We start from the raw sequence: 11,194 nt of genomic DNA, 5'->3' as shown, positions 1-11,194 counted from the left end.
CCGGCAACCCCGACCTGGCCGACGAGAGCCGCCTGCGGGCCCAGGCGCAGAGCTGGGCCGCGCAGTCCCAGGCCCTGCTCGCGCCCGAATCGCCGATCGCGGTCCTGCGCTACCGGATCATCAGCGACAACACCCGCCCCGACAACCTGGGAGAGGCGGCCCTGACCACCGGCTACGCCTTCGCCCTGGTCCGGGTGACGAGCGCGGCGTCGCCGGCCAGGCGGCTGTTCCGCATCCGCCCCGACCTCTCGGTCCTGCGCTACCGCGAAGGCCAGTGCAACATCGCGGCCCTGCCCGCCAGCACCCGCGACTTCGAACTCGCACCGCCGCAGACGGTCGGAATGCAGCCGCTCCACCTCACCCGGCGCCCTCGCGCCGACCTGCCCGCGTGGCCGTGGGGCCTGAGCGCGCTGCGCGTCGGCGTCCGCTACACCAAGGACGAGCAGGGCGTCATCGGCACGGCCACCCCTGGAACGGCAGGCCGGACGCTCTGGTGGCAGACCGTCCAGCGGACGGTGCAGTTCCGCTCCGCTCTGCACACCGACCGGCCTACCGGCGGCCTGCCGCGCCGCTTCCGGGCGCCCGCCGTCCGCAGCCTGCTCCCCGCCCCGCCCGACCCGCCCCTGCCCGCGCTCACCGGAGCCCTGTTCGACCAGCCTCCCCTGGCCTCCCCGGGCGCAGCGGACGGCCCCGCGCTGGACCAGTGGCAGCCCGTCCTGCCGGGCGGGCTGCGCTACCTGGTGACCGGCGTCCGCCCCGGCGTCTTCGTCACGCTGCGCAACCAGCTCCTGCGCCAGAGCGGCGTCGTCCTGACCGGCGAGCACGCGCGTCCGCGCGGCCTGGGCATGCTCTCCGGCGGGCTGCCGGTGCAGCACCGCGCGCCGCGTCCGGTGCCGCTGCCCGCCAACACCGACGGACGGCAGGCGGTCGCGCTGCGCACCTGGGCCGGCCACTTCGACCCCGACCAGCTCGCGCTGGTCACGACGTCACCCGCCGACGAGGCGTTCCGCGCCGCCTTCTCCGACCCGCCGGAGAACCCCACCTACCGGCAGACCGCGCAGCGCCTGCGGATGCAGCTCGCCGCGGTCGAGCGCCACACCCTGGACGTGGCGTGGGACGGCGTCCTGACCTTCGTCTACCGGATCGACGGCGGCATCCTCCTGGTCGGCGGACAGCAGCCGGCGACCCCGGCGTCCGGCATCCTCGACTGGATCCTGGCGCTGGACCTCGTCGCCGCCGGACAGGTCACGGCCCTCCAGGACATCACCACCCCGACCCTCGTGCTCACACCGTCCCTGCGCGCCCAGCTCAGTGCGGTCGGCGTCGCCGTCCCGGCTGCCGACACCATCGACACGACGAAGTTCGCGATCCGCCAGTTCGCCCTCCCGGGCGACCCGAACACCCGTGCCGCCCGAGCCGGCCGGCTGATCGCGGCCCTGCCCCCCGGCGCCTCCGTCCTGGCGCGCGCCACCGCGCAGTTCGCCCCGCACCAGCCCGGCGCCGAGGCGTACCACGACGGCTACGGCCACGAACTGCGCTTCCCGCTCCGCGTGGCCGACCCGAACGCGCCGTCCCTGCCCCTGGTCCCGCGCCACGTCCATTTCGAGGACCCCGAATACAACCGGCGCCTCGCCTCCCCGTCCGCCCACGCCAGTGTGTCGGTGCAGTTCCCCGGATCGTCCGGCAGCAGCCCGCAGCGTGCCCTCACGCTCTCCGCCGAGCGGCGCGAGTGCAACGCGACGAGCACGCTGGCCCTGCGTTTCGACTGGGACGAACCGCCTCCCGGCACCCCGAACGTCACGCTGACGCTCCAGAAGATCGACCTGGACCAGATCCCGCGCGACCTGACCGTCCCGAACCCCGTCGGCGCGCTCGTCCCGGGGAGGCTCTACCAGCTCTCCCTGGCCGCGATCCAGAATCTGAACGGCCCCTTCACCCCGGGCGAGCGGCTGCGACTCGTCCTGCACGTCGACTCGGGACCGGTCAGACCAGCCGTGGTGCAGCTCGACATCACGATCGTCGAGGCGCCGGTCATCCCCGCGTCCGAATCGGCCTACGCCCTCCTGCGCAAGCAGACGACGGGCGACCACAGCTATGTCGAATGCGTCCGCTTCGCCTGGGCCCCCGAAGCCCAGCGCGTCGAACTCGTCAACCCGGCCGACCTCCGCACCGAAGTGGTCCGTCGCCGCGCCGTCTTCCACCTCACCGACTCCGCCCGTCCCACCCGCTCCCCTCAGTACACGCTCCAGAAGATCACTGCTTCCGGCTCGACCCACTTCCCCCCAGCCACCTGACCACCGCGCCGCGGTGTCGCAGTGTCGCTCCCGGCTTCACCGCGAGGCCGGCCGCCGCGCGCGGCGCGGGTGCCGCCGCGCCCGGCTTGACATGGAGCGCGCTCCAGCCGGGACGCTGAAGTGATGAACACCCCCACGATGGCCCTCGGGACGATGTACTTCGGCACCAGGGTGGACGAACGGACCGCCTTCTCGATCCTCGACCGGTACGCCGAACTGGGCGGGACCTTCGTCGACACTTCCGACAATTACAGCTTCTGGACCTCCGATACCGGCTTCGGCGGCCAGAGCGAGGCGCTGCTGGGCCGCTGGCTGGCGTCCAACCCCGGCGTCCGCGTCCGCCTCAGCACCAAGGTCGGCGCGCAGCCCACGCGGGTCGGCGGATTCCCCGATCACCTCGAAGGGCTGCGCGAGGACGTCGTGCGCAAAGCCATGGCCGAGAGCTTGGAACGGCTGGGCGTGGACGGTGTCGACCTGTACTGGGCGCACGTCGAAGACCCGGCCGTTCCGGTGGCGGACCTGGTCGAGACGTTCGGCGGCCTGGTCCGTGACGGCCTGACCGCTCGCTGGGGCGTGTCGAACCACCCGTCCTGGCTGCTCGAGCGGATCCGCGCCACGGCCGAACACGCCGGCCTCCCGCAGCCGACCGGGTACCAGCAGCGCTACTCCTACCTCCAGCCCGCCGGCGGCATGGCCGTGGAGGGCTAGCCGGTCCCGCTGGGAATGCTGTCGCCGGACGGCCTGGACTTCCTGCGCCGCAACCCGTCGTTCGACGGCTGGGTCTACACCGCCACCCTCCTGGGACGATACGACCGGGACGACCGTCCGCTCGACATCGAGTACCGCCATCCCGGCACCGAACGGCGGCTGGAGGCGCTGGCCCGCGTCGCCTCCGCGCGCGGACTCCGCCCGGGCCAGGTGGTACTCGCGTGGCTGGTCTCGGGGAGCCCGGCGCTGACCCCGATCGTCGGAGTCAGCAGCGTCGAACAACTGGAGCAGGCCGTGGCAGGCGCGTCCACCATCCTCACCGAGGAGGAACTGGCCACGCTGGACGGCGCGTAGGGCAGGCGGCCGGAGGCCTACGAAACCGCCGGGTGGCGGCCCTGCTCGGGCCACCACCCGGCGGTCTCGTCGTGCGTCTAGACGACTGGAGCAGTCTTCAAGACTCGTGTTCGAGCTCAGCGGCGGATGGAGAGAACGAGGCCGGCCGTATCTGGAAGCGCCTGCCGTTCCCCGGCCTCCACACTGGCCAGCGGGACCATCCGCCGACGTTCGACCAAGTGGCGCTGCTGCAATGAGAGAGCGGGCCTGATCTCCGCTCTCCACACCTCACGCTCCTCATCCGCTGCCACGGCGGTCACCAGTGCATCGATCGAAGTTCCTGAGGACGGTTGGAGGACGGCCGTTGCGCGCCGAAGCCCGGAAATCACTCCCGTTGCGGCGATCGGGTCACCCTCGCTCCCCATGAGGACGAGCGTGCCGGCCCCCAGAACCACGACCGGAATCATGTCCTCGAAGCTCACCTCATCGCCGTCTTCAATGACGACGTGGATCCCAGTGAACCCGCTGAACCGATAGAGGACGATCCGCTCGCCACTCGCTCTGAAGACGAGACGGTTGATCAGGCCGATTCCCGAGAGAAGTACGCCGAGCATGCGCGTCAGCCCTTTCACGAGAGTAGATCTGTTGAGAAGTTCGGCGGTGGACGGCTGCGGCGCCCGGATGGGCCCGCCGGCAGGCGAGCCCATCCGGACTCCGTCATCTCGTCATTTACTTAGTCGCAGTAGAAGTCCCTCGTGTTGCTGTAGGCCCATCCCGGAGTGCCGTAGCGTCCCCGCTTCTGGATCTGCAGCCACAGGGCACTGCGGTACCACACTTTGTAACGTGGCTGATAGTGGCAGTTCTTGTAAACGGCGGTCACGGCGCCCTTGCAGCGCTTCCAGGTACCGCCGTTATGGGCGATGGTGTGCCAGCGCCGGTCACCGGTCAGGTTCCAGGCTTCCAGGTCGACACCAGCATGGCACGAGTCCGGCGGACCTGCCGAGCCTCCGCAGGCGGACTTCTTGCCCTGGGCGTAGATGTCGCGGGACTTGGCCGTCAGCGTGAACGGCCGGGCGACGGAATACCTGCACCACGATGTCCAGGCAGCCGCGATCTTCCCAGCAGCCGGGGGCTGCTCCGAGGCCTTGAGTCCAGAGGGCTTGGCCTGTGCGGCCGTCGCCGGGTCGGTGGGCGCCGATTCGTCGAGACCGGCCGCGACGGTCGGAGCCGAGGGGTCCTCAGACCGGTCGTCCGGGTCCGAGTCGTCGGTCTCCACCGTGGTCGGCATGGCCGGTCCGCCGTCCGGCGTCCCCAGGTCGGGCAGGTCCGAGGAGGGAGGACCGCCGGCGACAGAGGGCTCCGAGGACACGTAGTAGCCGTTCACCGCGGCCTGGATGTGGACCGTCCCCGAGCTGTGGTTGGTCACGGTGACCTTCTGGTCGCCGCTGGTCACCGGCACCTCCGAGCCGCTGCCCGAGCCCGCGGGGAACGACACGCTGGGGACGTTGGGATCGCTGGCGTCCGCCGGGTAGACCGACAGCCACCCCGGCGTCTCGGCCTGCTGGGTGTGGATGCTCAGGCTCGCGGCCGCGACCGCGTCGGGGGTGGTGTGCAGCTTGGACGACTCGAAGGTCACCGACTGTCCCGCGGCGAGCGGGGTCGTCGTCCCGCCGGGAACCCCCGTGCCGGAAACGGTGTCCATGACCTTCTGCGGGGCGATGTGAACGAAGCTCAGGCCGTCGGGACCGTTGCCACTGGCGGTGTAGTAGCCGCGGATGGTCACCGAGACGTTCACCGGGCTGGTGCCGTGATTGGTGAACGCCAGCAGCCCATTGGCGTTCAGCGGGACGATCTGGAAACTGCTCGCCGGCCCGCCGGAGGCGGAATACTGCATGGCGGCGACGTTGGGGTCGAACGACAGCACCGGGTAGAGGGAGACCCACCCGTCGGCCGTGTGGTCCTTGACGGTCACGTCGACCGCCACCGCGGTGGCCCCATTGGCGGGAACGCCCAGGTGGCCGGCGACTCCGAAGGCCGCCGAGGCGTTGGCCCCGAGCTTGTTGCCCGGAACACCCCAGTTGTCGCCTCGCACGGTGTCGTACAGGTAGCCGTCGGCTGGAACCGGGCTGTAGGTGTTGCCGGTCGTCGAAACGGTGCCGTCCAGGAAGTATCCGCTGGTCGCAATAGCGGCGTCCACGGTTCCGGCGCTGGCGTTGGTCAAAGTGATCTTGCCGTCCGCCCCCACCTTCACGGCCGCGGTACCCGAGGCGTTACGCCCGGCATCGAACCGGACGGTGTCGACCGCCGTCGTGGCACCCGACGCTGAGACCCTCAGCGCTCCCGCGCTCACCGGTGAAAGCGCCGAGACCGAGACGAAGGCGCCCGACACCCCACTGGACGGGAGGCCCGCCTTGCCTGTGACCTGGATGCTGAGCGACCCGTTCGCCGGGATCTTCGCCTTGGCGGCTCCAGTCCCCGTCCGCGTGTCCAGCAGAGCCGCATAAGCCGAAGGAACGAACTGGCCGGCCGAGGCCGCATCCGCCCGCGCGGGTGGATCTTCCAGGATGGAAACCACTGAGGCCGCGGTGAAGAGCGCTACGACCGCGATGGCCGATTGCAGCGCCCTTCCCGCTCGGAAGAGACGATTGGACAAAGAACAACCCTCCATTCGAACACCCTGCGGTCGGCGGACTTTCCACCGGCCTGACGTGCGCACAGGATGCCAAGGGCAGTTCTACATCGCTTATCGTCGAATTATCAATAGTGAATCGCATCACCAGTCGCGGGCCAATTCCGGGCATGCCAAAACCGCGTCAGCATGAATAATCGACTGCATGACGCACGGAAGTGAGGATTCTGATCGAACAACGCAACAGACCGGACGAGCCGAGTATCGCCCGACTCGACCTGCACGTACGGGTCATAGAAGACGGAGGCGGTTCAGGCCCGGGCCGGTGTTCTCACCGTCTCACTCAGGTCGCTGATTTCAGCGATCGCCGGCATGCGCCGCCTCCTTCGCTCCCGCACTGGGGCACACCGCCCGCAGTTCACTTTTCGAGAGCAGGGTAAGCCTAGAGAAAGCTGAAAGTATACTCAAAACTTCCTTAATGCGAGTAAACCTTCCAGCGAGTTGAGCGTCGCCGGCCGATCCGGAATCGACTCACACCGCTGTGTGCATCGATCAACACGATCGGTAGCGCCCGCCGGTACTGGTGCTCATGCGAGCCCCGGGGGGCGCCGGCCGCCCACCACGGACATGCCGGTCTCTCCCCAGAGGAGACGAGCGCCTTCTGACGACTCCACCAGGGGGTCGTCAGTCACGGCAGGATCGCGTCGACGTAGCCGCCGTCGACTCGGACTGCGCCGCCGGTGGTCGCGGAGGCGAGCTCCGAGCTGAGGTAGACGACCATGTTGGCGATCTCCTCGGGCTCGATCAGGCGCTTGAGCAGGGAGTTCGGGCGGTGCTCGGCCATGAAGCGGCGCTGCGCGTCCTCCCACGGCAGGTCACTGCCGACCAGTTCGGCGACGAAGTCCTCCACGCCCCCCGTGTGGGTCGGGCCCGCGAGGACGGTGTTGACGGTGACGCCCGTCCCGGCCGCGGCCTTGGCGTAGCCGCGCGAGACCGCGAGCAGCGCCGTCTTCGACATGCCGTAGTGCACCATCTCCTCCGGGATGACCACGGCGGAGTCGCTGGCGATGAACTGGACCCGTCCCCAGCCCCGTTCCATCATGCCGGGCAGGTAGATGCGGGTGAGCCGCACGCCGGACAGGACGTTGACCTCGAAATAGCGCCGCCATTCGTCATCGTCGATGTCCAGGACGGACCGGGCCTCGAAGATGCCGAGGTTGTTGACGAGGATGTCGACGTCGGGCACCTCTTCGTAAACGGTCTCGGCGCCCTCTGCGGTGGCGACGTCGGCCGCGACTCCCCGCACGTCCGCTCCCGGCGCCTCCGAGCGCAGCGTCTCGAGCGCGCGGCCGACGCTCGCGTCCGAGCGTCCGTTGACAACGGTGGTCGCTCCCGCCCGCGCCAGGCCCGTCGCGATGGCGAGGCCGATGCCCTGCGTGGAGCCGGTGACGAGCGCGGTCCGTCCATTGAGATCGATGTCCATGACGAAGATCGTTCCCATCCCGGCCCAGGCCAAAGATCCAGGTGGTCGACTTTGGAGCCCCGCCCTGCGGGCCGGTCGACGGAGAAGGGGACGGGGAGCTTGCCGCGGCGCTCTTGGGGGTGGGGCGGCGGATGCCCGCATAGTCGTTGAACCCGGTGCGGGCGCCGGGTGGTGCCCGCACCGGGGGGTTGGTCAGAGGTGGGACGGGCCGGGGTCGCTGGTGGTGGGGCGGCCGTTCTCGAGGTGGCCGGCGTAGCGGCGGAGGAAGGCGCCGGACTTGAGGCTGACGTCGTACCAGCCCTGGGCGTCGGAGACCTTCCAATGGAACACGTGGGTGGCGTGCGGCCGCAGCGTGTGCCTCTGGGTTCCGCGGGCGCGGTCGTAGGCGTTGGCGGCGGTCACCTCGACCGGAGTGCGGCCGGTGTTGCGGAGCCTGACCATGACGCGGCCGTGCCGGTCGTGGGAGAACTCGGCGGTCAGGTGGGTGGTGGCCTCTCCGGCGAACTCGCAGAGCGAGCCGTTCGGGCCGTAGTAGGCCAGGTGGTAGGCCCTGCCGATCGTCCAATGGTCGGAGATGGCGTCGCGCGCGGACACCGCGTAGCGGCGGGGGGCCGAGGTAGGGGCGAGGCGGTCGTAGACGTAGAAGGCGGCGCCCGCCTTGCCGCGGTTGTCGAACTCCAGCGTGAACCGGCCGTCCTTGCCCGCCACCTCGTTGACCAGCAGGTCGTAGGGCAGCGGACGCGCCGGGCGGACGCCCCGCTCCTGCGTGGGCATGGTCTGCGGGGTGGACACCTGGTACGGCTTGCCCCTGGACGCGCGCGGCGGCGGGACGGGGAAGGTCACCGGACGCGGGTCGACTCCCTTGGAGAAGTCGAACGCCGAGGTGAGGTCGCCGCAGACGGCGCGCCGCCACGGGCTGATGTTGGGCTCCTGGATGCCGAACCGCTTCTCCAGGAAGCGCAGCACGGAGGTGTGGTCGAAGGTCTCCGAGCACACCCAGCCGCCGCGCGACCAGGGCGAGACGACCAGCATGGGCACGCGCGGGCCGAGGCCGATCGGCTGCCTGCCGCCCGGGTCGGCGCCGGGGACGAGCGGGCTCATCTCCCCCGGGTACTTGTCGAGGTCGATGAACTCGTCGTCCAGGTGCGCGGTCAGCGACCGGGACAGGACGCCGCCGGAGTCCGGCGCGCTCGCGGACGGGGGCATCGGCGGGACGACGTGGTCGAACAGGCCGTCGTTCTCGTCGTAGTTGATGAGGAAGACCGTCCGGCCCCACACCTCGGGGTTGGAGGTGAGCGCCTCCAGGACCTTGTTGATGTAGTACGCGCCGTTCGTCGACGTCGAGGACGGGTGCTCGGAGTACATCGACGGCGGGACGATCCACGTCACCTGCGGAAGCCGGCCGTTCTTGACGTCGTCGGCGAACTCGATGAGCGTGTGCGTCGACGCGCCCTTGTCCGGCAGCGGGCCGGACGCGCCCTCCTGGCGCTGGTAGTTGCGGAAGAACTCCAGCGAGTTGTCGGTGTAGTTGTCCGTGGCGTCGCCGGGGATGCCCGTGCCGCCCTGGTACAGCTTCCAGCTGACCCCGGCCTTCTCCAGGCGCTCGGGGTAGGTCGTCCAGGTGTAGCCGTTGGTGCCGTTGCGCTCCCAGAGGCCCGGGCCGTTCGGCTTGGCGCCGAGGCGGTTCTGCGCGTCGATCGTGCCCGTCCACAGGTAGATGCGGTTGGGCGCGGTGTCGGCGTGGACCGAGCAGAAGTAGGCGTCGCAGGTGGTGAACGCCTCGGCGAGGGCCCAGTGGTACTGGATGTCCTGCCGCCGGACGTATCCCATCGTCAGGACGTCCTGCTTCTGGTTGACCCACTCGTCGTAGCGGCCCCCGTTCCAGGCGAGGTGCCCGCTGCTCCAGCCGTGGTTGGTGCCGGGGATGGCCTCGGTGTGCTCCTGCGGGTCCACGTACCAGGGCAGTACCTCGACGGCGCTGTCGGCCAGGCCGCGCGAGTGGTAGCTCCCCGAGTGGACCTTCGCCGCGGGCTGGCGCCAGACCGGGTTCCCGTTCGGCAGCAGGTGCGGGCGCGGGTCGCTGAAGCCGCGCACGCCGCGCATCGTGCCGAAGTAGTGGTCGAAGCTGCGGTTCTCCTGCATGAGGATGACCACGTGCTCGACGTCCTTGATGGTGCCGGTGCGTCCGAGCGCGGGCATCGCCAACGCCTTGGTCACCGCGGGCGGGAACGCCGTGAGCCCCGCCGCGGCCGTGCCCGCGCCCATCAGCTGCATGAACCGCCGCCTGTCCAGCGTGCTCACCGAACCTCCATCTACTCGTCCCGGCACAAACCGGGACGATCATGACAGCGATCCGGACGTCCTCCCAGGTCAGCGCATCGACAACGGCGTGAACGAACAGAGACGCCCAGATGACGCCGCGGAGCCGGCAGGTTCCGCGACCCGCAGGAACCGCGGACCGTCACCGCGGTGTGGGCGTCGCCGAGCCGGACGACGACGTAGGTTGGCTTCGCATGACCCACTCCGAGAACGTGATAACCGCCGAGCTGATCCGTGGCCTGCTTAAGGAGCAGCATCCGGACCTCGCAGGACTGGCCGTCCGCGAAGTGGCGGGTGGGTGGGGCAACCAGATGTGGCGCCTCGGGGACGAGTTGGCCGTGCGGATGCCGCGTACGGAAGACGCCCCGGACCTCCTGCGCAAGAAGTGCCAGTGGTTGCCGGTCCTGGCTCCGCGCCTGCCCCTACCGGTCCCCCGCCCCGTCCGGATCGGTGAACCGTCTGCGCGCTTCCCGAAACCCTGGGCGGTCATGACGTGGGTCCCCGGCGAGCCCTTGGACCACGGTTCCATCAGTCGCGGCGACCACGCGGCCGACGCTCTGGCGGCCTTCCTCACGGCGCTCCACACAGAGACACCCAAAGGCGCGCCGGTCAGTGAGGACGGTCGCGACCACCCCAAGAGGTGCACGGACGGTTTCGTCCACTTCTTCCGCGCGGTCGTCCCCGGCGACCTCGCCGACGAGGTCCGGGCCGTCTGGGACGACGCCGTCGCGGCGCCCGAGTGGGAGGGGCCGCCGGTCTGGGTGCACGGCGACCTTCACCCGGCGAACGTCGTCGTCTCGGACGGGACGCTCGCGGGCGTGATCGACTTCGGCGCCCTGTTCGCCGGCGATCCGGCGTGGGACCTCGCGGCCGCGTGGGTCGTCCTTCCCACCGGCGCCGCTTCCCGCTTCTTCGAGGCATACCCGCAGGTCGACGAGGGGACGATCCGCCGCGCCCGCGGTCTGGCCGCCTGGAAGAGCCTGTTCCTCATGCTCATGGGCCAGAACGGCGACCGGGGTCTGCCGGGCGGCAAGCCGACCTGGGGACCCGCGGGCCGGGCAGCGCTCGACCGCGTTCTGAGAGACGGCTTGGTGTAGGCACGGAGTGACACGGGCGGCCGGGCCTGGGCCTGGCCACCCGTCTCGTCTCGGGCTCCGGGGTCGCCCCCTGGTGTGCGGCCGCCGCGGCGGTCGGCTACGGCTTGCCGGGGAGTTGGCCGGCCTCGTTCACGACGCCGCGCTCGAGGACCGCAGTGGTGGCAGTGATCATGCCCTTCTTGGCCTCCTTGGTGTCCTTCACCATGTAGCCGCGTTCGCCCAGGTAGGTCAGCGTCTTCTTGTTGAAGATCCATTCGTTGCGCTCGCCGTAGGCGACCAGCGCGACGGCCACGCCGTGCCGGCCCGCGGCGTCGACCGAGTCGGGCACCAC

6 protein-coding genes and 2 pseudogenes are annotated in these 11,194 nt (G+C 70.2%); 3 read left to right on the top strand and 5 right to left on the bottom strand.

The annotated features are described in order from the left end of the window. The coding region (locus AB0J52_RS13530; protein ID WP_500181878.1) for a hypothetical protein at window positions 1-2,294 on the top strand (2,294 nt) is incomplete at its 5' end. A gap of 123 nt (window positions 2,295-2,417) precedes the next feature. Next, window positions 2,418-3,356: pseudogene (locus AB0J52_RS13525) on the top strand (aldo/keto reductase). A 116-nt stretch (window positions 3,357-3,472) separates the two neighbouring features. Here the strand turns inward: AB0J52_RS13525 and AB0J52_RS13520 are convergent. The 4 genes from AB0J52_RS13520 to AB0J52_RS13505 all read right to left on the bottom strand — a co-directional run bounded on the left by AB0J52_RS13520 (window position 3,473) and on the right by AB0J52_RS13505 (window position 9,748). Then, the gene (locus AB0J52_RS13520) at window positions 3,473-4,042 is read right to left on the bottom strand and encodes a hypothetical protein (protein WP_500181877.1); all 570 of its coding nucleotides are present in this window, start codon (window positions 4,040-4,042) and stop codon (window positions 3,473-3,475) included. Between the two features lie 26 nt (window positions 4,043-4,068). Continuing rightward, the gene (locus AB0J52_RS13515) at window positions 4,069-6,051 is read right to left on the bottom strand and encodes a hypothetical protein (RefSeq protein ID WP_500181876.1); all 1,983 of its coding nucleotides are present in this window, start codon (window positions 6,049-6,051) and stop codon (window positions 4,069-4,071) included. Between the two features lie 601 nt (window positions 6,052-6,652). Then, window positions 6,653-7,447 carry an SDR family NAD(P)-dependent oxidoreductase gene (locus AB0J52_RS13510; RefSeq protein WP_500181875.1) on the bottom strand — a complete coding sequence of 265 codons (795 nt, stop codon included), beginning with the start codon at window positions 7,445-7,447 and terminating at the stop codon, window positions 6,653-6,655. A gap of 192 nt (window positions 7,448-7,639) precedes the next feature. Further along, entirely contained in the window at window positions 7,640-9,748 is a 2,109-nt protein-coding gene (locus AB0J52_RS13505; protein ID WP_500181874.1) for a phosphocholine-specific phospholipase C, read from the bottom strand. A 212-nt stretch (window positions 9,749-9,960) separates the two neighbouring features. Here AB0J52_RS13505 and AB0J52_RS13500 point away from each other — a divergent pair, with 212 nt between their 5' ends. After that, on the top strand, window positions 9,961-10,863 hold the full coding sequence (locus tag AB0J52_RS13500; RefSeq protein ID WP_500181873.1) for an aminoglycoside phosphotransferase family protein: 903 nt from the start codon (window positions 9,961-9,963) through the stop codon (window positions 10,861-10,863). 97 nt (window positions 10,864-10,960) lie between these two features. Here AB0J52_RS13500 and AB0J52_RS13495 read toward each other — a convergent pair. Then, a pseudogene (locus AB0J52_RS13495) lies at window positions 10,961-11,194 on the bottom strand (hypothetical protein); the annotation flags it as partial.

This window comes from Spirillospora sp. NPDC049652 (genome assembly GCF_040675125.1).
In the GTDB taxonomy this organism is placed as follows: Bacteria; Actinomycetota; Actinomycetes; order Streptosporangiales; family Streptosporangiaceae; genus Spirillospora.
This window is presented reverse-complemented; position numbering and strand designations above follow the sequence as displayed.